Source organism: Arthrobacter sp. P1_C12_2, from assembly GCF_056406415.1.
The window spans coordinates 19,505-42,510 of sequence record NZ_JBFUAF010000015.1 but is presented as its reverse complement, the minus strand read 5'-3'; the positions used below and the strand labels follow the sequence as shown (position 1 = coordinate 42,510).

Sequence of the window (23,006 nt, the reverse complement as noted above, 5' to 3'; positions counted from 1 at the left end):
CGGGCAGCGTCAGGCAATCGTTCGTTCACGGTTGGTCCTCGTATTCTTCACTCAGGTTTTCGCTGCTCCACCCTTGGGCATCGGCCGTCCAGTGCACCGTCAGGTCCCCCAGCGGCAGCAGTTGGTCAAAGCCCACCGCGCGGTCGCGGAAGAGCTCCAGCAGCGCCAGGAACCGCGCCACCACCACCAGCGTGGATTCGGCGTCGGCGATCAGCGCCCGGAAGCTCAGCGGCGTGCCCAGCCGCAACCGGTTCCCCAGCAGCTCGGCCTGTTCTTTGACGCTGACGGGCGCACCGTGCAGGTGTTCGAGGCCTACTTCCGTGGGGGCTGCCTCCTTGGGTTTGAGCGCCGCCTCGGCCAGGGACGCGAACTGCTCCGGGGTGTGCCGCCACAGAAGTTCCGGAAGCAGGGCAGCGAAGTGTTCCTCCAGGGCAACCTGCCGGGGATACCGCCGGGCCTCGAGCTCGAGCGTGGAGCCGATCATGCCGGCCACCTGCCTGAAGGCCTTGTACTGCAGCAGCCGGGCGAACAAGAGGTCCCGGGCCTCCAGCAGGGCAATGTCCTCGTCGTCCTCAACTTCGCCAGCGGGCAGCAACCGGGCGGCTTTGAGGTCCAGGAGGGTGGCCGCAATCACCAGGAATTCGCTGGCCTCATCCAGCGCCCATTCCTCTCCCAGCTGCTGCAGGCCCCTGATGTACTTGATGAATTCGTCCGTGACCGTGGACAGCGCCACCTCGGTGATGTCCAGTTGGTGCTTGGAGATCAGGCCGAGCAGGAGGTCGAACGGGCCCATGAAGTTGGCCAGCCGGACTTCGAATCCGGGCTTTTTCCCGGGCGGCCCTGCGGTGATGCCGGGGCCCATGGTGACGTCCGGCGCTGCGGGGTCGTTCGGGCCTGCAGAGGCGTCCGGGGCCGAGGGCTGCGCGGATTCCGCGCGTGTGTCGGGCTCCGCTGGCATTTCGAGCTCCGCTGTCATGTCGAGCTCCGCCGGCGGGGAGAAGGCGCCTGCCACGATCCTGGCTAGGGCGCGCCGCCGCGCGAGATCAGCTCTTTGGCCAGGCGGCGGTAGGCGTCGGCACCGACGTGGTTGCCCGCGTAGGTCGTGATGGGCTCGGCCGCGACCGTGGCGTCGGCAAACTTGATCGAGCGCTTGATGACGGTTTCGAAGACCTTGTCGCCGAAGGCCTCCACCAGGCGGGCGATCACCTCGCGCCCGTGCAGGGTCCGGGCGTCGTACATCGTGGCGAGCACGCCGTCGACCTGCAGGCGCGGGTTGAGGCGGTCCTGGACCTTGTCGATGGTTTCCACGAGCAGCGCCACGGCGCGCAGGGCGAAGAATTCACAGATGAGCGGGATGATGACGCCGTGGGCGGCGGTCAGCGCGTTGACCGTGAGCAGGCCGAGTGAGGGCTGGCAATCGATCAGGACGACGTCGTAGTCGTCCTCGACCTTTTTCAGCGCCCGGTCCAGGACCTGTTCGCGGGCCACTTCGTTGACCAGCTGGACCTCGGCGGCGGAGAGGTCGATGTTGGCCGGGAGCAGATCCACGTTTTCCACGCCGGTCTTCTGGATGGCGTCGCGGATGTCCACCTTGCGGTCCATCAGCACGTTGTACACGGTGAGGTCGAGCTCATGCGGGTTCGTGCCCAAGCCTGCGGACAGGGCGCCCTGCGGATCGAAGTCGACCAGGAGCACGCGGCGGCCGTATTCGGCCAGGGCCGCGGCGAGGTTGATCGTGGACGTGGTTTTGCCCACCCCGCCCTTCTGGTTCACCATGGCGATGACCCGCGCAGGACCGTGGGAAGACAGCGGTGCGGGCTCCGGAAAGTCGCGATGGGGCCGCCCGGTGGGGCCCATGACGGCGTCTTCCAGATCGAGTTCGGTGCCTTCCAGAGTTGCTGAACCCTGTTCGCTGCTCACGTATCTATCCACACTTTCGATGACGGTGATTGTCGTGCTTCATTTTTCTGCCTCCGGGCTCCCAGAGCCCAGCACGTTCCTCCCAAGGTTACAGCGCCCGACACGGTATTCGACGGACCTTGACACTGTGACGGGCGCTGTGCCTTGACGTTCGGGTTGAAGTCGAAGGTTGCCGCGGACGGGCACCGGGACCGGAGCGCACCGGCAGGTATGCCGGGAGCGGCTGGGGATGCGGGCAGGCGGGCGCCCGCGACCCTGAACATATTGAAGTTTGAAACCCGCAGGCCTACATTGAAACGACGAGGTGGCAGCGGCTCATGCACGAACTTTCGATCACGCAAAGTCTTGTGGAGGCGGTCCTGGACCGGACCGGTGACCGCTCCGTCACGGGCGTCAACCTGCGGATCGGACCCTTGAGCGGCGTCCTCCCGGACGCCGTGCGCTTTTGCTTCGAAATCGTTTCTGCTGACACGCCGCTGGCCGGGGCAACCTTGACGATCGATGAATCCGAGGGCCGGGCCAGATGCCGCAGCTGCCGCGACGAATTCGTCCTTGAGGACATGTTTCTGCTCTGCCCCTGCGGCAGTGCCGATGTCGAAGTCGTCAGTGGCCGGGAACTCCTGGTCACCTCGGTGGAGGTTGCGTAGACATGTGTGCAACGTGCGGATGCGGCGACGACGCCGGCACCAGGATTTCGGACCTCGACGGAACAGTGCAGGAAGCCGCGCACGTTGCTGCAGCCCCGCACGAGCATCCGCATCCCCACGACCACGATCATCCGCACGATCACGACCACGGCCACCAGCATCCCCTGTCCGCCGGGACCGCGGACGCCGGGCACGGCCCGGCGCCGGACGGACGGACCATCATTTCCCTGGAGGAGAACCTTCTCGCCAAGAACGACCTCCTGGCCGCACGAAACCGGGGATGGCTGGAAGGACGCGGCATCCAGGCCTTCAATGTCATGAGTTCCCCCGGGGCCGGCAAGACCACGCTCCTGGTCCGGACCATCCGGGAACTTGCCGGCGAGCTGGACATCGGTGTCATCGAAGGTGACCAGGAGACCTCGCTGGACGCCGACCGGATCCGGTCCACCGGGCGGCCGGTGATCCAAATAAACACCGGAGCAGGCTGCCACCTGGATGCAGGGATGCTGCAGCGGGCGCTGGGCGCGCTGGACCCGGTCCCCGGCTCGACAGTCTTCATCGAAAACGTGGGCAACCTGGTGTGCCCGGCATTGTTCGACCTCGGCGAATCGGCCCGGGTCGTCGTGATCTCAGTTACGGAGGGCGATGATAAACCGCAGAAATACCCCCACATGTTCCTGGCCGCCGACCTGGTGATCATCAACAAAGCAGACCTGCTCCCCTATGTGGAGTTCGACGTCGAGCGTTGCGCGCGCCAGGCGCGCCGGCTCAATCCCGGCGTCGACGTCCTGACCCTGTCAGCTACCACCGGCGACGGCATGGACGGCTGGCTGGAGTGGATCCGGAAGAATCCCCACCTGGCGGCGGCTGCCGCCCGGAGTGCGCCGCGATCTGGCGGACTACGCGTTTGACCTGCTGACGCAACATTCGAGCCGCAGCCACAGGGCGGGCTCCGAAGGAGGCAACGATGCCTACAGCTACTGCATTGAAAGCGGAAGAAACCTTGATCCACGTCCTGTGGATCAATGCCGGACTCAGTTGCGACGGTGACTCCGTGGCCCTGACGGCGGCTACCCAGCCAAGCGTCGAGGAGATAGCCCTGGGGGCGCTTCCCGGACTTCCCAAGATTGCCATGCACTGGCCGCTGATCGACTTCGAATGCGGCCCGCAGCAAGGCGCCGACGACTTCCTCGAGTGGTTCCGCAAGGCGGACCGCGGCGAGCTGGAGCCGTTCGTGCTGGTGGTGGAGGGGTCCATCCCGAATGAGAAGCTGCACGCTCCGGGCGGCTACTGGGCGGCCTTCGGCAACAACCTCGACACCGGACAGCCGATCACCACCAGTGAGTGGCTGGACCGACTGGCCCCCAAGGCGACGGCTATCATCGCGGCGGGAACTTGCGCGACCTATGGCGGCATCCATGCCATGGCCGGGAACCCCACCGGGGCCATGGGGGTCCCCGACTATCTCGGGTATGACTGGCGGTCCAAGGCCGGGATCCCGATCGTGTGCGTCCCGGGCTGCCCCATCCAGCCCGACAACCTCTCGGAGACCATGACGTATCTGCTGTATCAGGCCACCGGACAGGCACCCATGATTCCCCTGGATGAGGCGCTCCGGCCGACGTGGCTGTTCGGCCAGACGGTGCATGAGGGATGCGACCGCGCGGGGTACTACGAACAGGGCGACTTCGCCACCGAGTACGGGTCCCCGAAGTGCATCGTCAAGCTCGGCTGCTGGGGACCAGTGGTCAAGTGCAACGTGCCCAAGCGTGGCTGGATGAACGGAATCGGCGGCTGCCCCAACGTGGGCGGCATCTGCATCGGATGCACCATGCCGGGATTCCCGGACAAATTCATGCCGTTCATGGACGAACCCCCTGGCGGCAAGCTGTCAACCGCGTCGGTCATGCCGTACGGCAAGACCATCAGGGCACTGCGGAACATCACGAAGCACACGCTGGACCAGGAACCACGCTGGCGCAAACCCGGTAATGATCTGCTGACCGGCGCCAAGCGGACCTGGTAGGGACGCTAGGCAGAGAGGCAATGCAATGACTTCGACGATTCCGATGCCCTCGGCGGACGGTACCGCGGGTGACAACCTGGTGGAGATGGCGTGGGACCCGATCACAAGGATCGTCGGCAGCCTCGGCATCTACACCAAGGTCGATTTCAAGAACAACCAAGTGGTGGAATGCCACAGCACGTCATCGATTTTCCGCGGCTATTCCATCTTCATGCGCGGCAAGGACCCGCGGGACGCCCACTTCATCACGAGCCGGATCTGCGGAATCTGTGGCGACAACCACGCCACGTGCTCCTGTTACGCGCAGAACATGGCCTACGGAGTGAAGCCGCCGCACCTCGGCGAGTGGATCGTCAATCTGGGCGAGGCCGCCGAGTACATGTTCGACCACAACATCTTCCAGGAGAACCTGGTCGGCGTGGACTACTGCGAGAAGATGGTCTCGGAAACCAACCCGTCGGTGCTGGCCAAGGCCGAGAACACGCCGGCCACGCACGCGGGCGAGCACGGCTACCGCACCATCGCGGACATCATGCGCTCGCTGAACCCGTTCACCGGGGAGTTCTACCGCGAGGCGCTGCAGGTGAGCCGGATGACCCGGGAAATGTTCTGCCTGATGGAGGGCCGGCATGTCCATCCCTCCACGCTTTACCCGGGCGGCGTGGGAACTGTGGCGACGATCCAGTTGATGACGGACTACATCACCCGGCTCATGCGGTACGTGGAGTTCATGAAGAAGGTCGTGCCGATGCACGACGACCTCTTCGATTTCTTCTACGACGCCCTGCCCGGGTACGAGCAGGTGGGGCTGCGGCGCACCCTGCTGGGCTGCTGGGGGTCCTTCCAGGATCCGGAGTTCTGCAATTTCGCCTACAAGGACATGACGGAGTGGGGCCGGAAGATGTTTGTAACCCCCGGCGTCGTGGTGGACGGCAAACTCGTGACCACGGACCTGGTGCGGATCAACTTGGGGATCCGGATCATGCTGGGCTCGTCGTACTACGAGGACTGGGGCGACCAGGAAATGTTCGTCACCCGCGATCCCCTGGGCAACCCGGTGGACCGCCGGCACCCCTGGAACCAGCACACCAACCCGCGGCCGCAGAAGCGCGACCTCGAGGACAAGTACAGCTGGGTGATGTCGCCGCGGTGGAATGACGGGGAACGCAATCTGGCGCTGGATACCGGCGGCGGCCCGCTGGCCCGGCTCTGGTCGACCGCCCTTGCCGGGTTCGTCGACACCGGCTACCTCAAGTCAACGGGCAGCAGCGTCCAGATCGAGCTCCCCAAGACTGCGCTGAAGGGCCCGGTGACCCTGGAATGGAAGATTCCGCAGTGGAGCAACACGTTGGAGCGGAACCGCGCGCGGACGTATTTCCAGGCCTACGCGGCGGCCGCCGCCCTGCACTTCGCCGAAAAGGCCCTCGAGGAGATCCGGGCCGGCCGCACCAAGACGTGGGAGAGCTTTGAGGTGCCGGACGAAGCCATCAGTTGCGGCTTCACCGAAGCCGTCCGCGGCGTGCTCTCACACCACATGGTGATCCGCGACGGCAAGATCGCCAACTATCATCCCTACCCGCCGACGCCCTGGAACGCCAGCCCGCGCGACTCCGAGGGAACACCGGGCCCGTACGAGGACGCGGTGCAAGGCCAGCCCATCTTCGAGGAGAACGACCGCGATCATTTCAAGGGCATCGACATCATGCGCACCGTCCGGAGCTTTGACCCCTGCCTGCCGTGCGGTGTCCACATGTACCTCGGCGACGGGCAGACGCTGGACTTGGTGCACTCCCCCACGCAGTCGCTCACCGGTGAGTAGCCCGCCATGGACCGGGAGAATCTGTTGGGGTCGGCAGGGGAACGGATCAGTTCCCTCCTCGACGCGCTGGGCTCCGGCGGTCCAGTGGCCCGTGACCGGGCGGAGGACCTGGTCCGGCAAGTGACGGAGCTGTACGGTGCCGGGCTGGAACGAATCCTGCACCTGCTCGATTCGCAGGGTGTCCTCGGGCCCGGAACGGTATCCGCCCTCACGTCCGACCCGCTGGTGTCAGGCCTGCTCCTGATCCACGGGCTGCACCCCGTGGACCTGCCCGGCAGGGTCGCCGGCGCCCTCGACTCCGTCCGGCCCTACCTCGGCTCGCACGGCGGGGACGTGGAACTGCTCGGCATCAGTGAGGAAGGCGTCGTCCGGCTGAGGCTGCTGGGCAGCTGCCAGGGCTGTCCGTCGTCGTCGGTCACGCTCAAGCTCGCCGTCGAGGACGCGATCGAAACCGCGGCGCCGGAGGTGACCGCCATCGAGGTGGAGGAGGCGGCCCCCGCCACCGTTCCTGCCCTCATCCCGGTCGGTGCCCTGCGCTCGCGGCTGGACGGGCTGGGCGCCTCACCCGACGCCGGCGCGCCCAGCGGCGCGCAGGACTGGACGGCCAACGAATCCGGCACGCCGGCCGCCGGCACGTGGCAGGCGGTCCCGGCCCTCGCCGAGCTGGAGTCCGGCGGCGTCGCGGGCTTCCTGGTGGCCGGCGTGGAGGTGCTCACGTGCCGGATCGGCCCGGACGTCTACGCGTTTGTGGACCGCTGCCCGCGTTGCACCCACTCGATGCCGGGCGCCTCACTGCAGCGGGCGCTGGCGGCGCCGGTGGGCGGGGGGCTGTTGCGCTGCCCGCACTGCCGCAGCCACTTCGACGTCCGGAAGGCCGGGGCCTGCCTCGAGGACAAGGCACTGCATCTTGATCCCCTCCCGCTGCTGCTCCGCGACGGCGTCCCGTCCGTGGCCGTCCCCACCACCGCGGACCGGCTGTGAGGTGCCGGCAATGAACGCCGCGGCACGGGAACGGAGCCGGGCATGACGGCGCCGCCGGGAACCGGGAGTCAGTCGGCCGCGCCGGGTCCCGGGAGACAGCCGGCCGGCAGCGCCGGAGTCAACAGCACAGGAGCAGGCGGAACTTCGGCGCTTACCGTGCTGCGCCGGATTGCGTCCACCCGCCCGGCCCAGTCTGCCGGCGAGCGCTGCGAGATGTGCGCGGAGCCCATTCCGGAGGCCCACCAGCATGTGGTGGATCTGGAGAGCCGCTCCCTGCTGTGCACGTGCCGACCCTGCTATCTGCTGTTCACGGACTCGTCGGCCCATCTGCGCTACCGTTCCGTGCCTGACCGCTACCTCTCCTTCGAGCCCTTCGAGCTCGGCCAGGCCCAATGGGACGAGCTGGAAATCCCGGTGGGGCTGGCATTCTTCTTCTTCAACTCGGCGCTCGGCCGGACCGCTGCCTTCTATCCGAGCCCGGCGGGTGCCACGGAGTCCGAACTTCCCCTGGACGCCTGGGCATCGGTCCAAGCGGCCAACCCGGCCATCTCCGTGCTCGCCCCTGACACGGAGGCCCTGCTGATCCGTTCCCCGGGCCCCGACCGGGACCTGGCGGACTGCCATCTCGTCCCCATCGATGCGTGCTACGAGCTTGTGGGCCGCATGCGGCGGGTGTGGAAGGGTTTCGACGGTGGCCAGGAGTCCCGCCAGGAGCTCGCCGGCTTCTTCGACCGGATCGGCAGCCGCAGCAGGCCCGCCCCCGCTCCGGCCGCGGCAGACCTGGAGGGCCGCCATGGTTGACCTCGAATTCAGCGTGCTGGACATCGCCCCGGAGCCCTATGCGGCCGCACCTCAGCTGACCGCGCGCCTGCGGATCCAGGAGAACAGCGGCGCCGCCGTCCATGCCATGGCCCTGCGTTGCCAGGTGCGGATCCTGGCCCAGCGCCGCGGTTACGACGCCGACGAGGAAGCCGGACTCCTGGAACTCTTCGGTACCCGCGGGCGGTGGCCCACCACGCTCAAACCCTTCATCTGGATGCACAGCGGCGTCCTGGTCCAGGGATTTGCGGACAGCGTCGAGGTTGATCTGCCGCTGCCCTGCACGTTCGACTTCGAGGTGTCCGCGGCAAAATACCTGAACTCCCTGCGGGACGGGACCGTACCGCTGGAGTTCCTCTTCTCCGGGACAGTTTTCACGCGCGGCGCGACGGGCTTCGGCGTCGAGCAGATTCCCTGGGACCGGGAATCGCGGTACGCCCTGCCCGTGGCGGTCTGGCGCTCGCTGCTGGACGCATTCTTCCCCAACCAGGGATGGATCCGCCTGGACCGTGATGTCCTCGCGGCCCTGGCCAGGTACAAGGCGGCCCACGGCCTGATTTCCTGGGAGGCCGCAATCGAGGGGCTGCTCGCCGGGGCGGGTGACCCGGTGCCGTGAACACCGGACTCAGCCTGGCACGCGCCGTCGCGGACGCCGTCCTCTACGAGGGGTACCTCCTCTACCCCTACCGCGCCTCGTCCGCCAAGAACCAGGCCCGCTGGCAGTTCGGGGTGCTCGGGCCGCCGGGCGCGGCAGAATCCGGCGCCGGTGAAGCGTCGGACATGGCAGCGGACTGCCTCCTCGAGCCGGGACCCGCAGCCCGGGTCGACGTCCATCTGCGCTTCCTGCACCTCCAGACCAGATCCGCCGAACGCGCGGACGCCGGCGGCTTCACTCCCGTCGACGAACTGGTCGTCGGCGCCACCCGGTGGCTCAGCTGGGACGAGGCAACGGATCAGGAGATCACGCTCGGGCCGTACAGCCTCGCCGAGCTTGCCGCGGGCGTGCACGCGCCGGTCAACGTGCCGGCGAACGAGGACATCGAGCCCGTGCTGGACTCCGCCGGCGCCACCGCCGGCAGGCTCGTGCGCCGGCGCCGGCAGCTTCACGGCGAGCTGCGCCTGATGGCGACGCAAGTGGCGACGCCGGTGCCGGCACCCGAAGCCAACGCCGTGGACGTGCCGGCCCAAGGTCCCCTCTGGCGGCTCAGGGTCACGGTTGAAAACGCGGCGGCGGCGACCACCGACAAGCGTTCCGCGATCGAGAGCTCGTTCATCGGAGCCCATGTCCTGCTCGCCGTTCATGATGCCGACTTCCTGTCGGTGATCGATCCACCCGGGTGGGCAGCGGCGGCGGCGGCTTCGTGCAGCCAGCACCGCTGCTGGCCTGTGCTCGCCGGCCCCGAGGGGCAGCGCGATGTCCTGCTCCTGTCCCCGATCATCCTTTACGACCATCCCGCGGTGGCGCCGGAAAGCACTGTGGAACTGTTTGATGCGACGGAGATCGACGAGATCCTGACCCTGCGGGTGCTCACGCTGACCGATGAGGAAAAGGCGGAGGCCCGGTCGACCGATGCCCGGGCGGCGGCGATCATCGAACGCTGCGAGAACATGACGGCCGAGGAGCTCCAGCAGTTGCACGGCATCCTGCGGAACCCGCGCGCCGGTTCGGCCCGTGGCCCCGGGAGTATCGGAGGCGATGACTTCCCTGGTGCCGCGGTCCCGGACTATCCGGAGTTTTCCGTCCCGCAATTTTCAGTGCCGGAGTATTCCGTCCCGGAATTTTCAGCTCAGGGCGGCGCCGACGCGGGCGCCGGCGTCGACACGCCGTGGTGGGATCCGGCCCGGGACGCCGTCGTGGATCCGGAATCGGACACCGTCTTCATCGACGGCGTCCCGATCTCACGCGGCAGCCGGGTGCGGGTTGTTCCGCTGCGCCGCGCCGACGCCCAGGACCTCTTCTTCGCCGGCAAATCGGGGCGTGTCACAGGAGTCCACTTCGACGTCGACGGCGGAACCCACGTCGCGGTGGTCCTCGAGGCCGACCCCGCGGCCGAACTGCAGGAGTGGTACGGCCGGTATCTGTATTTCGCCCCCGAGGAACTCGTGCCGCTCGCCGCGGCGCCAGCCCCGGACAACGGAAAGGAACCATCACCATGAAAGCTCTGGGCATCATGACTGTCGTGCTCCTGCTGGCCGCGGGCCTGGCAGCAGCCGTCGTCGGGCTGCGTTCGATTCCGGACATCAAGCGCTACGTGCGAATGCGCAGCATGTGAGGCCCGCCGTGAGCGGGGTACTCGTGGCGGGCGTGGGGAACGTGTTCCTTCGCGACGACGGATTTGGACCGGCCGTCGCCCGACTCCTGGCCGAGGAGGTGTCCGGCCTGCCCGGCTGGGCGCCGGAGGAGGTCCAGGTGCGGGACTACGGGATCCGCGGGCTGCACCTCGCCTACGACCTCCTCAACGGGGTGGATGCCCTGGTGCTCGTGGACGTCCTTCCGGCCCCGGCGGACGGGAGCGCCGGCGCCGGAACGCTCCGGATCCTGAAGATCCGGGCGGAGGACCTGGAAAGCGGCGGACCGCTCACTCCGGCCGGCCTGCGGGTCAATCCGGCATTCGATCCACATGGCATGGATCCGCTGGCCGTCCTTCGCCGCCTCCGCGTCCTGGGCGGATCACTGCCGGAGACCTACCTGGTCGGCTGCATCGCGGGGCGAACGGACGAGGGCATGGAACTGTCCGAGGAAGTGTCCCGCGCAGTCCCGGCAGCCGTGGAAGCAGTCCGCACCCTGATCACGGCCCGCATCACGAACGCAGACGCAGCGCCCGCGAGCGCGGGTCCGGATGAAGCAGGCTGAGGAGGAACGGCGGATGTGTTTGGGAATACCGGGCCGGATCATCGAAGTGATCGACGGCTACAACGGGCAACTCGCCCTCGTGGATGTGGCCGGCGTGGAGCGCAAGATCAACATTGGCCTCCTCGACGACGGCCCTTTGGAGAGCGGCACGTGGGTCCTGATCCACATGGGCTTCGCCCTGGAGCGCGTGGACCAGGACGGCGCCGACCGTGCGATGACGGGACTTGAGCTCATGGGACGGGGCCCGGACCCCACCGATACGGTCCCGTAGCCTTGCTCCCCCACTGGCTGAACTCTCATTGCCCACTATTCGAGGGCTATCGCGGCGCCGCGGTGCTCGACGCCGGAGTTGGCGATCTTGAGGTGGCGCGCAAAGTAGTGCTGGAGCCGGTGGAGCTGGGCGGGCGTCAGCCGGTCGCACACCCAGTCCCAATGAAGGGACACCATGTCGCCGGGCGTGAGGTCGGCGATGAAGCCGGACCCGGCCACGGCGTACTTGGCCGTCTCGATCACGGGTTCCCCCAGCGACAGGGCCATCCCGTCCCATATGAGGGGCTGCGAGCGCACGAGGGCGCTGTCCCCTTCGACGGCCACCACTTCGCCCCACCGGATGCGGCATTGGTCAAGGACATTCAGGGCCGTGGATGAGCGCCGATCATCGCGCAAGAGTCCTGTCCACGGATAGATTTCCAGGACATGGAAGCTGTGGTGCGGTACGCCGCCGGCCAGGACCCCTTCCATCAGGTGCGGGAACTGGTGCCCGGTCCGTGCCCGGAACCGGTCCTCCATGGAATTGCCGATGCTGCGCACACCCACGGTGTCCAGCAGCGTGTTTCCCACCCAGTAAGCCTCCACCACCGCGTAGTCCAGCGGGTCCGGATTGCCGGTGGCGCCGGCGATGAGCTCCAGATACGGCCAGGCGCCGGCGAATCCCTTGGCAAGTTCGCGCAGGCCCGCGTCGGTCACCCCGGACTGGCCGTAGTGCAGCAGCGCATCGCTGTCAGGCGGCCCGCAGCTGCCCCGCGAATTCGGCGGATACGCGTAGCGGACAAACAATTGGGCGCCGTTGACTTGCATCCCGTGGCCTCGTTTCACAGGGGATATGAGCGAGGCTAGCACCGGCGCCCATCGGCAAACAATGCCCGGGATACCGGCATTGACACCCCTGCGCATTCGGCAGATGCTGTGAGGGAATGCCGTGCCGGGATCAATGTCGTTGCCGGCGCGGAGCGGATGGCCGTTGCATGCGGTCCTTCCCGGGAGGTAGGCCGATGAGCATCCCCGACGCCAACCGACGATCAGTACTGGCAGCGGCCCTCTACGGCGGAGGGGCGCTGCTCCTTGCTTCCTGCGCCCCGGGCAGCACGTCGCCGCAGTCAACGCCGCCCGCAGGGACAGCCGGCACGGCACCACTGGGTTCCTCCTCAGGCCAGGCCGGGATCCAGGTGACGGACCAGCGCGGGACCGTCCTGACTTTCGACCGCCCGGTCACCCGCGTGGTGACCATACCCATGCCGGCCGCCTCCCTGCTGGCCGCCGTCGACCAGGGCGCAAGCCATCTTGCCGGGATGCACAATGCCTCCTGGGTCGCCATGCGCGACGGCGCCATGGGCGCCATGTATCCGGAGGCCCTGAATATCCCGCATGACATCGCCACGACCGACTTCACACCCAATGTCGAAAGCATCCGGGCGCTGAACCCCGACGTCGTGGTCCAGTGGAGCGATGCGCAATTGACGGCACCGCTGGAACAAGCCGGGATGAAGGTCCTGGGCATCACGAACACCGGCACGCAGCAGGATGTGGACACGTGGACCGCGCTCTTCGCAACGATGCTGGGGCGCCCGGACCGGGCTGTGCAGATGAAGGCGCGCAGCGATGAGCAACAGAAGGCCATCCAGGCCGAGGCCGCCGCCCGCGGCACCGGCGGCCCGGGCATCATCTACTTCAACAGGTTCACCGGCGGCCTCAAGGTTGCCGGAAATGGCAGCTACAACGACTTCTACATCAAGCTCATCGGAGGACACAACCCCGCCACCGGCCCGCAGGGCCTCCAGGGCAAAGGCATGGTGGGCGTTGACGTCGAACAGGTCCTCGCGTGGGATCCGGAGATCATCCTGCTCGGGAATTTCGACGACGCGATGCCCGCGGACGTCTACGGCAACCCGGTGTGGCAAAGTGTGTCCGCCGTGCGTTCCCGCCGTGTCTACAAGGTCCCGCTGGGCGGCTACCGCTGGGATCCCCCCGGCCAGGAGTCACCGCTGATGTGGCGCTGGCTCAGCGATATCAGTTTCCCCTCCGGAAACCGGTCCGCGCTGAGGGACGAGACGAACGACTACTTCGATTTCCTGTACCGCTACCGGCCAACAGCTCCGGAGCTGAACAAGATCCTGTGGACTGAAGCCAATGGCACCTCGGCCAACTACCGGCAGTTCGACGCTTCGTGAGGCCCAGCCTCTGACCACGGGACACCCCGGCGGCGGCCGGGGATCGAGGCTGCGCCAGGTCATCGGACCATGCCTGCTCTCGGGAGCCGTCCTGGCCGCCGTGTCGGCGCTGGCACTCGCGAGCGGCCGGTACAACGTCCCCCTCGACCATGTCGTGCAGATCCTGGCCTCCCGAATAGTTCCCTTCGGCCCAAGCCTTCCCGCGGCGGAGGAAAACGTGGTGCTGCTGGTCAGGTTGCCCCGGGTCCTGCTGGCCCTGCTGGTCGGCGGTGCCCTCGCAATCGGTGGTGCAGCGCTGCAGGCCGTGTTCCGCAATCCCCTGGTCAGCCCGGAGGTCATCGGCGTCTCATCGGGGGCCTCGTTTGGTGGTGCCCTGGCTCTGTTGCTGGGCCTGGGCCCCGTCGCCCTCGTGGGCGGATCGTTCGGCTTCGGGCTGCTGGCGCTGGGTATCGTCTTCCTCATCACGTCCGGCCGGGGCGGCGCCCACATCCTCATGGTGGTCCTCGGGGGAATCGTCACGGCCTCCTTCTTCTCCGCCCTGGTGGCCCTCGTGACGTATCTGGCGGACCCGTTCACCACCCTGCCCGCAATCGTGTTCTGGCTGCTTGGCAGTGTCGCCAGCGCAACCTGGGCGAAGGTGCTGGTGGCCCTCATTCCGATCGCTGCCGGCGGCGTCGTCCTGCTGGCACTGCGGTGGCGGGTCAATGTGCTCTCGCTCGGGGACGACGACGCCACCGCCCTGGGACTCCGGCCGCGCCCCCTTCGCTGGGCGGTCCTCGCCGCCGTGGCCCTCATGGTTGCCGGGGCCGTGGCCGTCAGCGGCGTCATCAGCTGGGTGGGGCTGGTCATCCCGCACCTCGCGCGGATGTGGGTGGGTCCGGACCACCGGGTGCTGCTGCCGGTCTCATTCCTGCTGGGCGGCGCCTACCTGGTCGCCATCGACACCATTGCGCGCACCGCCACGGCCGGGGAAATCCCGCTCGGCGTCCTCACCGCCCTGATCGGGGCGCCGGTCTTCTTTGTGCTGTTGCGCCGGAACCGGGAGAGGATCTGGGACGGTGCTTGAGCTGCGCGGGGCCGGGTTTGGCTATTCACCGCAGAACTGGGTGTTCAAGGATCTGAGCTTCTCGGTGCCGCCAGGCACAGTGACCGCGGTCCTGGGGCCGAACGGCAGCGGCAAAACGACCCTGGTGCGTTGCGCCGCCGGCATGCTGGCCGTAAAGGAAGGGGCGGTGCGCAGGTCCGAGACGCCCGGCTATGTCCCGCAGGCGCGCGGCAGCACGTTCGGCTACCCGGCCCTGGACATGGTGGTCATGGGCCGTGCCCGCCACATCGGCGTCTTCCGCTCCCCCGGCACCCGGGACAGGGCCGCGGCGCTCCACGCCATGGACCAGGTGGGGATCGCCGCCTTGGCCGACCGGCTGTTTCCGACCCTGAGCGGGGGCGAGCAACAGCTGGTCCTTATTGCCAGGGCCATCGCGGGCGGCTCGCGGCTTCTCGTCCTGGACGAACCGTCCACCGGGCTGGACCTGAAAAACCAGGTCCGGGTCCTCCAGCTCCTGAGGGAACTCGTGCGGACCGGCATGTCGCTGCTCGTGAGCACCCATCACCCGGACCACGCCCTTTTCCTCGCAGACTCGGTGGTCCTCATGGGCGCCGAGGGCGTGGTGACCGGGCCTGCCGGGCCGCTTCTCGCCGATGCGCAACTTTCGGCGTTGTACGGCGTCCGCGTCAGCACCCTGAACTACGACGACGCCGGGACGCCCCGCCGGACGGTAGTCACCCCCTTCGGCGTCGACGAGGGCTGATCCGAACGCCCAAGCGCCCGGCAGCTGGGCTGCCGGGCGCTTGGGGCGTCAACGAGCGGTATTGTGTTCCGGCCGCGGCCGGGCTCCAGACGGTGTCAGGCCAGTGTTCGGGCCGGTGTCAGGCGTGCACCAGGACCGGTTGCGCCGGCTGCGCCGGCTGTTCGGCGGCGTCCTGCACACCGGAGTGGCCGGCCAGCATGGTCTCCTCGTCGAACGGCTCGGCACCGGCGAGGACACGGTCCACGCGTCCGCCGTCGATCTCCTTGACCCAGGTGCCGATCAGCACGGTGGCGACGGCGTTGCCGGTGAAGTTGGTCAGGGCGCGCGCCTCGGACATGAACCGGTCGATGCCGACGATCATGCCCACGCCGCCCAGCAGCTGAGGTGCGTGCGCCTGGAGTCCGGCGGCCAGCGTGGCCAGGCCGGCGCCGGTGACGCCGGCGGCACCCTTGGAGGCGATGATCATGAAGACCAGCAGGGAAACCTGGGCGCCAAGGTCCAGCGGCGTGCCCATGGCGTTGGCGACGAAGAGTGCTGCCATGGTCAGGTAGATGGCGGTCCCGTCCAGGTTGAAGGAGTAGCCGGTGGGGACCGTGACGCCCACCACCGGCTTGGACACGCCGAGGTGTTCCATCTTCGCGATCAGGCGGGGCAGCGCGGCTTCGGAGGAGGAGGTCGAGAAGATCAGCAGGTATTCGCGGCCGAGGTACTTCATGAGCTTGAAGATGCTGACGCCTGCGACCGCCTTGAGCAGGCCGCCGAGGACCACGACGATGAACAGGGCGCAGGTGATGTAGAAGGCGCCCATCAGGGTCGCCATGCTGATGATGGCCTGGAAGCCGGTGGCACCGACCACCGCGGCAATCGCGCCGAAGGCTCCGACCGGGGCCAGCCACATGATCATGATGAGGATGCGGAACACAAGGGCCTGTCCGTAACCGACGGCCTTGAGGATCGGCGCTCCCTGCGGGCCCATCTTCTGCAGCGCGAAGCCAACCAGGATCGCGGCGAGGAGAGTCGGCAACACGGGCATGTCGCCCGGGATGATGCCCAGCAGGAAGTCAACGGTGCTGTCGACCGCCGCCTTCTTGTTCGGATCATAAGGGGCGAGTTTGAGGCCCTCGCCGGGGTGGATCAGGTTGCCCACCACGAGGCCGATCGCCAGGGCGAAGGTGGACATCACCACAAAGTAGGCGAGCGCCAGGCCGCCAACCTTGCCGACCGTGGCGGCCTTGGCGATGGAGCCGATGCCCAGCACGATCGTGCAGAAGATCACGGGCGCGATCATCATCTTGATGAGTTTGATGAAGCCGTCGCCCAACGGCTTGAGGGATTTGCCGACCTCGGGGAACAGCAGACCGATAACGGCACCTGCAATCACCGCGACGATGACTGCGATGTAAAGGTAGTGGGACTTGTCCAGTCCCTTGCGCTTCTTGGCCGGAGCGGCGGCCGGTGCTGCTGACTCTCCTCGTTGAGAGGCCATGGTGTTCTCCTTGGATAGGCTGGACTTGGTGCGGTCCTGACGGTGGTCCGCTCATGTCCTTCTTGCGTGTAACCCCATCATTGATGAGAAGGTGACGCGCATCACCCTTGCGTTCATATTGGTCATGGAAGGTGTTGATGATCCAGCGTTGGAGCATCGCCCGCAGGCTGTTTGCGGCCAATCTGCTGTTCGTGGTGGCCTTGACGGCCATCGTTGGCACGGCTGTGTTCCTTGATGCGCGCGATCACGCCTACGACGAGGCCGGACGCCGGATGGCCGGCATCGCCACGACCGTGGCCGACGCCCCCTTCGTCCTGGCAGCGGCGGGCACCGCCGATCCCACGGCCCTGCTGCAGCCGTACGCCCTGAAGGTCATGAACGACGCCGACGCGGATTTCATCACGATTATGGCCCCGGACCGCACGCGCTGGACCCATCCGCGCAATGAGGAACTGGGCAAACCGTATATCGGTTCCATCGACGCGGCCCTCAATGGCCAGGTGTTCACGGAGGTCATGGCCGGTACCCTCGGCCCGTCGGTGCGCACCATCGCCCCGGTCAAGGATGCGGACGGCAAGGTTCGGGCGCTCGTGGCCGCGGGCGTGACGGTCCGGACGGTGGACGTTGCGCTCTCAGGCCGGCTGCCGGCGCTGCTGGCCATCAGCCTGGCGCTGCTGGCCGGCGGTTCGGCGGCGTCCTGGCTCCTGGGCCGGTACCTGCGCCGGGTGACCCGCGGGTGGGGCCCGGAACAGCTGGGCCAGCTCTTCGCGTACTACGAATCGGTGCTGCATTCGGTGCGTGAGGGAGTGATCCTCATCGATCCCAAGGGAAAAGTGGTGATGTACAACGATCAGGCCGCCGAATTGCTGGGTCTGCCGAAACAGGACTCCGACGGCGTTCCCACTTCCGGCGCGGAAGCTGCCGGCGCTGCGGGAGGCGGCCACCAGGCAGGCGGCGAGCGCCAGGCGGCGCCCTCCCTCGCGGAGTTGCCGCTGGCCCCCAGCCTCAAGGAGCTCTTCGAATCGGGGCGGACCGCGCTGGATGAGATCCACCTGACCGGCTCGCGGATCCTGGTGGTCAACCAGGGACCCGCGGTGGGACCGGAATCTGCCGGAACCCGCCAGCGGGGAGCGGAGTCCGGCGCTGCCGTCTACGGAACCGTTGCCACCATCCGGGACCGCACCGAAATCGAATCACTGGGCAGCGAACTGGAAACCATGCACACTCTCTCCGACGCGCTGCGGGCACAGACCCATGAGCATGCCAACCGGCTCCACACGATCGTCTCGCTCATGGAACTCGGCCGGGGCCCCGAGGCGCTGGACTTCGCCACCAAGGACCTGGAACTGAGCCAGCGGCTCACAGATGACATCGTGAGCTCCATCGAGGAACCCGTGCTCGGCGCCCTGATCATGGGCAAGGCAGCCGAGGCGCACGAGCGCGGCGTGGAACTGATCCTCAGCGCCGGCGGCTCCACGGCCGTGACCGGACTGGCCGTACAGGACCTCGTGGCCATCCTTGGAAACCTGCTGGACAACGCCATCGACGCCGCGGCCGAGGCGCCGGCGCCCAGGCTCGTCGAGCTCACCGTCGAAACCACCGGGTCCGCCCTGGAGATCACCGTGGAAGACAGCGGCCCCGGCATCGACCCCGCGGCGGTGGAGGACATCTTCCGTCACGGCTTCAGCACCAAGGCGCCGGGTCCCTTCGGCCGCGGCCTTGGGCTGGCCCTGGTCCGCCAGGCCGTGCAGCGGCTCGGCGGTACCATGACAATCACCAGCCCGGCCGGGGCGCTGTTCCGCGTCACGCTACCGTTCACAACACTGCCGGTCACAACACTGCCGGTCACAACAGAGGGACAGCCATGAGCGACATCCGGGTGCTCGTCGTCGAAGACGAGCCCATCGCTGCCGCGGCGCACGCCGCCTACATTGAAAGGCTGGACGGTTTCACCCTGGCAGGCTCCGCGCCGGACGGGCAGTCCGCCCTCCGCCTGCTCACGGAATTCTCGGCGGCAGGGAATCCGGTGGAGCTGGTACTGCTGGACATGAACCTCCCGGACCTGCACGGGCTGGACATCGCACGCCGGATGCGGGCGGCCGGACTCTTCGCGGACATCATCGCCATCACCGCCGTGCGGGAACTGAATATTGTCCGCAGCGCGGTGGCCACCGGCGTGGTCCAGTACCTGATCAAGCCGTTCACCTACGCAACGTTTGCGGACAAACTCGCCAGCTACCGGCAGTTCCGCGAGCAGCTGGCTTCGCCCCTGGCCGGGGCGGCGGGGGCCCGGGCGTCCCAAAGCGATGTGGACCAGGCCTTCGCCAGCCTGCGGGCCCCCTCCGAAGTGGCGCTGCCCAAGGGCCTGGCCGTGTCCACGCTGGAATCCGTCCAGGACTACATCAAACAGCAGGCCGGGGCAGTCTCAGCCAGTGAGGTCATGGAGGCGCTCGGCATGTCCCGGGTCACCGCCCGGCGCTACCTCGAATACCTCGCCGACGCCGGCACGGTCTCCCGCGCCGCCCGCTACGGCGCACCCGGCCGGCCGGAGAACGAATACCGCTGGAACCGGCCGCGGCCTTAACCTGCGCCGGCTACGGGACGCAGCCGTCACTGGTCTCCTCCGCCGCAGGCACTGAATCAGGAGCCGCGTTTCGGACGACTCCGGGCGCCGCACGCATCACGGCCAGAACCCGCGCCGGTCAGGCTAGGATCACTCACAGGCCGCCGCTTGGCGTCCCGTTATTGGGGGGAACATATTGAATACTTCACGTAGCGCTGGAGCGGTCCTGCCGGCCGCCGCACGGATCGTCCACACCAAATCACCGCTTGTGCGCATCCTGCTGGTGCTTGCCGCACTGTGCTCGGTGCTCATTGGTCCCGTTCCCGCTCCGGCAATGGCCGGGACCGGGCCTATCGGCGGCATCAAACCCATGCCGTACGGGCCCGGGCGGATCTTTGACACAAGAACGTCGTCCGGACCTGTGCCCGGCGGCGGCTCAGTCTCATTCGATGTCCCCGGCAAGAACAGGTTCCCCGCCAGCACGCAGGCGGTGGTCCTGAACATCACGGCCAGCGACGGCACCGCAGCAGGATTCCTCACCGCGTACCACTCGGGCGTCATGGCGCCGCACACCTCCAACGTCAACTACGGGCCGGGACAGATGGTGGCGAACCTGGCCATCGTGGAGGTCGGCGCTACCGGGCAGATCACCATCGCGAACACGTCGGCGGGAAGCGTGCAGATCACCGTCGATGCCTTGGCGTATTACGACATGTCCGGGATCTCCGACGCCCCGGGCTCCTACCGGCCCGTGGTACCCAAGAGGCTCCTCGACACCAGGACTTCCTCAGGTCCCGTTGCCGGCGGCAGAAGCGTGCCGCTCCGTCTGGGAGGAACCACCGGCGTTCCGACCAACGCCGCGGCGGTCGTCGTGAACCTCACCGTGACGCAGCCGACGTCATTCGGATACATCACCGCCTACCCAACAGGCACCCCAAAACCGAACGTCTCGAACCAGAACTACGCAAAAAGCCAGACCATCCCCAGCCTTGCCGTCGTGCCGGTGGGTTCCGACGGCACGGTGACGATCGCAAACACCTCGTCCGGAAAAGCTCACGTCATTGCCGACGTCGTCGGCTATTTCCTGCCGGGAACGCCGACCACATCGGGAGCGTTCGCCGGCATCGCCCCGACGCGCTTTCTCGACACCCGGACCTCCCGCGGTCCGGTTGGCGGCGCCTACACCGTGCCTGTCCAGGTCGCAGGCGTCAAAGGGGTCCCGAGCAACGCCACCGGCGTCTGGGTCAATATCACGGTAACCGAACCGACAGCCTTCGGCTACGTCATGGCCCGCGGCTACAAGGCGCCATGGCAGGATGCCTCCAATCTGAACTTCGACCGCCGGCAGACGATCGCCAACATGGCCTACGTACCCATCGGAGAAGACGGCAAGATTGAGATCCAGCCCATCCTCCAATGGGTACCGCGTGCCGAATCCACACACGTGATCGTCGACGTCTTCGGCTACACACTCCCCTAGCGCTGTGAGCCGGGGTTCGGATGAGCACAAGTGACTCGGCAAACAACGCCGTTGCCGGGCGTCACGCAGCGCAGAGTTTCGGGATGGCTATTTCGGCACGACGGCGGATTCCCGCCGTCGTGCCTTGAGAAGGGCCTGCGGACGAGCCCAAAAGCCTGCCCCGCGTGACGCGGGACTGGGGCCGCGGGCGTTGCCCGGCTAGTCCGGGACGCCGGGGCGCAGGGTTTCGAGCAGCTGGTCGATCACGCCGGTGTCCTCGATCGTGGAGGGCACCACGTAGGTCTCGCCGTCGGCGATCTGGCGCATCGTCTTGCGCAGGATCTTTCCCGAGCGGGTCTTGGGCAGGGCCTCCACCACGGTGACGTGCTTGAAGTCCGCCACGGCCCCGATGTCGCGCCGGACCAAGGCGATCAGGTCCCTGGCCAGGACGTCCTCGCCAATGTCCACCCCGGATTTGAGGACAACGTAGCCGCTGGGACGCTGGCCCTTGATCGGGTCAGCGAGGCCGATCACCGCGCATTCGGCGACCGCCGGGTGCTGGCCGATCACCTGTTCCATGGCGCCGGTGGAGAGCCTGTGCCCGGCGACGTTGATGATGTCGTCGGTTCGGCCCATGACAAAGACATAGCCGTCCCCGTCCCGGTAGCCGGAGTCGCCGGTGGCGTAGTAGCCCTCGAACGCCTGGAGGTAGGAGGAAATGTAGCGTTCGTCGTTGCGCCAGAGCGTGGTGAGGGTGCCGGGCGGCAGCGGCAGGCCCAGGACGATGTTGCCTTCGGTGCCGGCCTCGACGTCGCCGCCCCCGCCGTCGACGATGTTGAGCCGGAAGCCGGGCATCGGGACGCTCGGTGAGCCGGCCTTGATCGGCAGCCCGCCGAGGCCGCGGGGGTTGGCGCAGATGGCCCAGCCCGTCTCCGTCTGCCACCAGTGATCGACCACCGGAACACCCAGGACCCGGGAGGCCCAGTGGAACGTGTCGGTGTCCAGCCGCTCGCCGGCCGCGAACAGGGTCCGCAGGCTGGAAATGTCGTACTGGCCCACGAGCCGGCCCTCTGGGTCGGCCTTGCGGATGGCACGCAGCGCGGTGGGCGCGGTGAACAGCACGTTGACCCGGTGGTCCTGGATCACCCGCCAGAACGCGCCGGCGTCGGGCGTCCCCACCGGCTTGCCTTCGTACAGCACAGTGGTGGCGCCGGCCAGCAGCGGCCCGTACACGATGTAGGAGTGGCCCACCACCCAGCCGACGTCCGAGGCGGTCCACATGACGTCCCCGGGGCCGACGTCGTAGAGGTTTTCCATGGTCCACTTCAGCGCCACCGCGTGGCCGCCGTTGTCCCGCACCACGCCCTTCGGCGCCCCCGTGGTGCCCGAGGTGTAGAGGATGTACAGCGGATCCGTGGCCGCGACGTCCACCGGCGCGGCGGGCTCGGCGGAGGCCATCTCGGCGTCCCAGTCGAGCCACCCGGGCTGTTCGGCCGCCATGGAGGCCACCGTCGAACCAAAGCCCTCCCTGGCCTTGACCAGAACGGGCGTGTCCGCGGCGCCGGCGATGCCGAGGGCCTCGGCGACGGCGGGCAGGTACTCAACCCGGCGCGACGGCTCGATGCCACCGGACGCCGTCACGACCGCCGCCGGGGCCGCGTCGCGGATGCGGGCGGCAAGTTCCTTGGGGGCGAACCCGCCGAAGACCACCGAGTGCACGGCGCCGAGCCGTGCGGTGGCCAGCATCGCGATCGCCGCCTCGGGGATCATCGGCATGTAAATCACCACGCGGTCGCCCTTGCCGACGCCGCTGCGGCGCAGGACACCGGCGAACCGGGCCACGAGGTCTGTCAGTTCCGCATAGGTGTAGCTCTGCCGGATGCCCAACATCGCGGAGTCGTAGACCAGGGCGTCCTGAGCACCCCTGCCCTGGGCGACGTGCCGGTCGAGGGCGTTGTAGGAGGTGTTCAGGACACCGTCCGGAAACCAGTCGTAGAGCGGTGCCCGGCCCGCGTCGAGGGCCTGCCGCGGTGGCGTCGTCCAGGAGATCCCCTCCGCGGCCTCCAGCCAGAACTCTGCGGGATGGTCCAGGCTCCGTTCGTAGGCGGCCTGGTAGCTCTTGGTGACCATGACTTACATCCTGTCCACGACGTTGTGTTGCAGCCCATGGTAGACCG

Annotated in this window: 22 protein-coding genes; 17 read left to right on the top strand and 5 right to left on the bottom strand. The window is 67.6% G+C overall.

The genetic code is table 11. The features are described 5' to 3' along the window. Positions 1–25: 25 nt before the first annotated feature. Both AC1DZQ_RS15740 and AC1DZQ_RS15735 read right to left on the bottom strand, forming a co-directional pair. The gene (locus AC1DZQ_RS15740; RefSeq protein ID WP_476964438.1) at positions 26–862 is read right to left on the bottom strand and encodes a segregation and condensation protein A; all 837 of its coding nucleotides are present in this window, start codon (positions 860–862) and stop codon (positions 26–28) included. 158 nt (positions 863–1,020) lie between these two features. Continuing rightward, complete coding sequence (locus tag AC1DZQ_RS15735; protein WP_090583539.1) at positions 1,021–1,920, bottom strand: ParA family protein; 900 nt, start codon at positions 1,918–1,920, stop codon at positions 1,021–1,023. 317 nt (positions 1,921–2,237) lie between these two features. On the opposite strand from AC1DZQ_RS15735, the gene AC1DZQ_RS15730 reads away from it, so the two are divergent. From AC1DZQ_RS15730 to AC1DZQ_RS15680, 11 genes are read left to right on the top strand one after another with little or no spacing between them, the layout of a single operon-like run. Next, positions 2,238–2,567 (top strand): hydrogenase maturation nickel metallochaperone HypA/HybF, encoded by a 330-nt coding sequence (locus tag AC1DZQ_RS15730; RefSeq protein WP_476964379.1) that lies wholly within the window; start codon positions 2,238–2,240, stop codon positions 2,565–2,567. Between the two features lie 2 nt (positions 2,568–2,569). After that, positions 2,570–3,478, top strand: a complete 909-nt coding sequence (hypB, locus tag AC1DZQ_RS15725; RefSeq protein WP_476964378.1) for a hydrogenase nickel incorporation protein HypB — start codon at positions 2,570–2,572, stop codon at positions 3,476–3,478. Positions 3,479–3,534: 56 nt separating this feature from the next. Next, positions 3,535–4,593 carry an NADH-quinone oxidoreductase subunit B family protein gene (locus tag AC1DZQ_RS15720; protein ID WP_476964377.1) on the top strand — a complete coding sequence of 353 codons (1,059 nt, stop codon included), beginning with the start codon at positions 3,535–3,537 and terminating at the stop codon, positions 4,591–4,593. A 25-nt stretch (positions 4,594–4,618) separates the two neighbouring features. After that, entirely contained in the window at positions 4,619–6,412 is a 1,794-nt protein-coding gene (locus AC1DZQ_RS15715) for a nickel-dependent hydrogenase large subunit (protein ID WP_476964376.1), read from the top strand. Positions 6,413–6,418: 6 nt separating this feature from the next. Then, entirely contained in the window at positions 6,419–7,393 is a 975-nt protein-coding gene (locus tag AC1DZQ_RS15710) for a NifU family protein (protein ID WP_476964375.1), read from the top strand. A 42-nt stretch (positions 7,394–7,435) separates the two neighbouring features. Beyond that, on the top strand, positions 7,436–8,194 hold the full coding sequence (locus AC1DZQ_RS15705) for a DUF5947 family protein (protein WP_476964374.1): 759 nt from the start codon (positions 7,436–7,438) through the stop codon (positions 8,192–8,194). Next, positions 8,187–8,828, top strand: a complete 642-nt coding sequence (locus tag AC1DZQ_RS15700; protein ID WP_476964373.1) for a DUF6084 family protein — start codon at positions 8,187–8,189, stop codon at positions 8,826–8,828. The genes AC1DZQ_RS15705 and AC1DZQ_RS15700 overlap by 8 nt, the downstream gene beginning before the upstream one ends. Then, positions 8,825–10,369 carry a hypothetical protein gene (locus AC1DZQ_RS15695; RefSeq protein ID WP_476964372.1) on the top strand — a complete coding sequence of 515 codons (1,545 nt, stop codon included), beginning with the start codon at positions 8,825–8,827 and terminating at the stop codon, positions 10,367–10,369. Before AC1DZQ_RS15700 ends, AC1DZQ_RS15695 begins: the two co-directional genes overlap by 4 nt. After that, a complete protein-coding gene (locus tag AC1DZQ_RS15690) occupies positions 10,366–10,485 on the top strand; it encodes a DUF6893 family small protein (RefSeq protein WP_018772298.1) in 120 nt (39 codons plus the stop codon). Before AC1DZQ_RS15695 ends, AC1DZQ_RS15690 begins: the two co-directional genes overlap by 4 nt. An 8-nt stretch (positions 10,486–10,493) precedes the next feature. Beyond that, the gene (locus AC1DZQ_RS15685; protein ID WP_476964371.1) at positions 10,494–11,066 is read left to right on the top strand and encodes a hydrogenase maturation protease; all 573 of its coding nucleotides are present in this window, start codon (positions 10,494–10,496) and stop codon (positions 11,064–11,066) included. 13 nt (positions 11,067–11,079) lie between these two features. Continuing rightward, entirely contained in the window at positions 11,080–11,337 is a 258-nt protein-coding gene (locus tag AC1DZQ_RS15680) for a HypC/HybG/HupF family hydrogenase formation chaperone (protein ID WP_476964370.1), read from the top strand. A 35-nt stretch (positions 11,338–11,372) separates the two neighbouring features. Here the strand turns inward: AC1DZQ_RS15680 and AC1DZQ_RS15675 are convergent, their stop codons facing one another. Beyond that, positions 11,373–12,143 (bottom strand): DUF6390 family protein, encoded by a 771-nt coding sequence (locus AC1DZQ_RS15675; protein WP_476964369.1) that lies wholly within the window; start codon positions 12,141–12,143, stop codon positions 11,373–11,375. A 194-nt stretch (positions 12,144–12,337) separates the two neighbouring features. On the opposite strand from AC1DZQ_RS15675, the gene AC1DZQ_RS15670 reads away from it, so the two are divergent. From AC1DZQ_RS15670 to AC1DZQ_RS15660, 3 genes are read left to right on the top strand one after another with little or no spacing between them, the layout of a single operon-like run. Further along, the gene (locus AC1DZQ_RS15670; RefSeq protein ID WP_476964368.1) at positions 12,338–13,513 is read left to right on the top strand and encodes an ABC transporter substrate-binding protein; all 1,176 of its coding nucleotides are present in this window, start codon (positions 12,338–12,340) and stop codon (positions 13,511–13,513) included. Then, on the top strand, positions 13,473–14,579 hold the full coding sequence (locus AC1DZQ_RS15665; protein ID WP_476964367.1) for a FecCD family ABC transporter permease: 1,107 nt from the start codon (positions 13,473–13,475) through the stop codon (positions 14,577–14,579). The genes AC1DZQ_RS15670 and AC1DZQ_RS15665 overlap by 41 nt, the downstream gene beginning before the upstream one ends. After that, on the top strand, positions 14,572–15,321 hold the full coding sequence (locus tag AC1DZQ_RS15660) for an ABC transporter ATP-binding protein (protein ID WP_476964366.1): 750 nt from the start codon (positions 14,572–14,574) through the stop codon (positions 15,319–15,321). The genes AC1DZQ_RS15665 and AC1DZQ_RS15660 overlap by 8 nt, the downstream gene beginning before the upstream one ends. Before the next feature lie 118 nt (positions 15,322–15,439). Here the strand turns inward: AC1DZQ_RS15660 and AC1DZQ_RS15655 are convergent, their stop codons facing one another. Further along, complete coding sequence (locus AC1DZQ_RS15655; protein ID WP_476964365.1) at positions 15,440–16,807, bottom strand: cation:dicarboxylate symporter family transporter; 1,368 nt, start codon at positions 16,805–16,807, stop codon at positions 15,440–15,442. Positions 16,808–16,944: 137 nt separating this feature from the next. On the opposite strand from AC1DZQ_RS15655, the gene AC1DZQ_RS15650 reads away from it, so the two are divergent. The 3 genes from AC1DZQ_RS15650 (at position 16,945) to AC1DZQ_RS15640 (ending at position 20,850) form a co-directional block, all read left to right on the top strand. Continuing rightward, a complete protein-coding gene (locus AC1DZQ_RS15650) occupies positions 16,945–18,675 on the top strand; it encodes a sensor histidine kinase (RefSeq protein WP_476964364.1) in 1,731 nt (576 codons plus the stop codon). Continuing rightward, positions 18,672–19,391, top strand: a complete 720-nt coding sequence (locus tag AC1DZQ_RS15645) for a response regulator (protein ID WP_476964363.1) — start codon at positions 18,672–18,674, stop codon at positions 19,389–19,391. Before AC1DZQ_RS15650 ends, AC1DZQ_RS15645 begins: the two co-directional genes overlap by 4 nt. 175 nt (positions 19,392–19,566) lie before the next feature. Beyond that, positions 19,567–20,850, top strand: coding sequence for a hypothetical protein (locus AC1DZQ_RS15640; RefSeq protein WP_476964362.1), 1,284 nt, complete (start codon positions 19,567–19,569; stop codon positions 20,848–20,850). Positions 20,851–21,048: 198 nt separating this feature from the next. Here AC1DZQ_RS15640 and AC1DZQ_RS15635 read toward each other — a convergent pair whose 3' ends face one another. Next, positions 21,049–22,959 carry an AMP-binding protein gene (locus tag AC1DZQ_RS15635; RefSeq protein ID WP_476964361.1) on the bottom strand — a complete coding sequence of 637 codons (1,911 nt, stop codon included), beginning with the start codon at positions 22,957–22,959 and terminating at the stop codon, positions 21,049–21,051. Between the last annotated feature and the right edge of the window lie 47 nt (positions 22,960–23,006).

Coding starts and splice junctions, on each gene's coding strand:
- AC1DZQ_RS15665 (WP_476964367.1), top strand. CDS start 13,473: ATGGCACCTCGGCCAACTACCGGCAGTTCGACGCTTCGTGAGGCCCAG.
- AC1DZQ_RS15740 (WP_476964438.1), bottom strand. CDS start 862: ATGGGCCCCGGCATCACCGCAGGGCCGCCCGGGAAAAAGCCCGGATTC.
- hypB (WP_476964378.1), top strand. CDS start 2,570: ATGTGTGCAACGTGCGGATGCGGCGACGACGCCGGCACCAGGATTTCG.
- AC1DZQ_RS15670 (WP_476964368.1), top strand. CDS start 12,338: ATGAGCATCCCCGACGCCAACCGACGATCAGTACTGGCAGCGGCCCTC.
- AC1DZQ_RS15730 (WP_476964379.1), top strand. CDS start 2,238: ATGCACGAACTTTCGATCACGCAAAGTCTTGTGGAGGCGGTCCTGGAC.
- AC1DZQ_RS15675 (WP_476964369.1), bottom strand. CDS start 12,143: ATGCAAGTCAACGGCGCCCAATTGTTTGTCCGCTACGCGTATCCGCCG.
- AC1DZQ_RS15635 (WP_476964361.1), bottom strand. CDS start 22,959: ATGGTCACCAAGAGCTACCAGGCCGCCTACGAACGGAGCCTGGACCAT.
- AC1DZQ_RS15645 (WP_476964363.1), top strand. CDS start 18,672: ATGAGCGACATCCGGGTGCTCGTCGTCGAAGACGAGCCCATCGCTGCC.
- AC1DZQ_RS15680 (WP_476964370.1), top strand. CDS start 11,080: ATGTGTTTGGGAATACCGGGCCGGATCATCGAAGTGATCGACGGCTAC.
- AC1DZQ_RS15700 (WP_476964373.1), top strand. CDS start 8,187: ATGGTTGACCTCGAATTCAGCGTGCTGGACATCGCCCCGGAGCCCTAT.
- AC1DZQ_RS15690 (WP_018772298.1), top strand. CDS start 10,366: ATGAAAGCTCTGGGCATCATGACTGTCGTGCTCCTGCTGGCCGCGGGC.
- AC1DZQ_RS15720 (WP_476964377.1), top strand. CDS start 3,535: ATGCCTACAGCTACTGCATTGAAAGCGGAAGAAACCTTGATCCACGTC.
- AC1DZQ_RS15655 (WP_476964365.1), bottom strand. CDS start 16,807: ATGGCCTCTCAACGAGGAGAGTCAGCAGCACCGGCCGCCGCTCCGGCC.
- AC1DZQ_RS15650 (WP_476964364.1), top strand. CDS start 16,945: ATGATCCAGCGTTGGAGCATCGCCCGCAGGCTGTTTGCGGCCAATCTG.
- AC1DZQ_RS15705 (WP_476964374.1), top strand. CDS start 7,436: ATGACGGCGCCGCCGGGAACCGGGAGTCAGTCGGCCGCGCCGGGTCCC.
- AC1DZQ_RS15710 (WP_476964375.1), top strand. CDS start 6,419: ATGGACCGGGAGAATCTGTTGGGGTCGGCAGGGGAACGGATCAGTTCC.
- AC1DZQ_RS15715 (WP_476964376.1), top strand. CDS start 4,619: ATGACTTCGACGATTCCGATGCCCTCGGCGGACGGTACCGCGGGTGAC.